Raw genomic sequence first — 545 nt, 5'->3', positions numbered from 1 at the left:
GACTCTGGCCGCCCCTGCCGGCGACGTACGCAGCGCGCAGCGCCTCCCCAGGCAGGGGCAGTTCGATGCCCAGGACCGCGCCCTCCTTGGATCCGGCATAGTTGAAGAACGTCCGCTGGGAGATCACCGCGACATCGCAGATCATCTCCACCGTGACGTGATCGTAGCCGTGTTTCAGGGCCAGGTCCACGGCCCCCCGCTCGATGGCCTGCCGGGTGGAACGCCGTTTGCGGGCTCGAAGTCCCTGTGCGCGGGTTTCCGTCATATCCGTTGGGCCTACTCGTAGCGCAATGCATCGATCGGGTTCTGCACCGCGGCGCGGCGCGCCGGGAGGGTACCGGCGATGAACGCAATGAGCATCACCACGAGTACCACTACGGCGATCGACCCCGGCTCGAAGAGCATGATCTGCAGGCCGGGCAGACCCGAGAGCACAGAATCGGCCAGGGCATCGCTGATCAAGGTGCCGACTCCCACGGCCACGGCGGCTCCGAGGGCACTGCCGAGAAATCCGATGAACACGGCTTCGATGCTGAACAGTCCGA

Annotated in this window: 2 protein-coding genes; both read right to left on the bottom strand. The window is 65.9% G+C overall.

What is annotated here, in order from left to right:
* Window positions 1-190: TetR family transcriptional regulator (locus ACIKT0_RS19870; RefSeq protein WP_407106960.1), on the bottom strand; the 190-nt coding region annotated here is incomplete at its 3' end.
* Window positions 191-276: 86 nt separating this feature from the next.
* Window positions 277-545 (bottom strand): FtsX-like permease family protein (locus ACIKT0_RS19865; protein ID WP_407106959.1); only part of this gene is annotated, 269 nt, incomplete at its 5' end.

The sequence above is a fragment of the Hansschlegelia beijingensis genome, from assembly GCF_045505405.1.
GTDB classification, from domain to species: domain Bacteria; phylum Pseudomonadota; class Alphaproteobacteria; order Rhizobiales; family Methylopilaceae; genus Methylopila; species Methylopila beijingensis_A.
The sequence above is the reverse complement of the archived record's forward strand: the minus strand, read 5'-3'. Positions and strand labels throughout refer to the sequence as shown.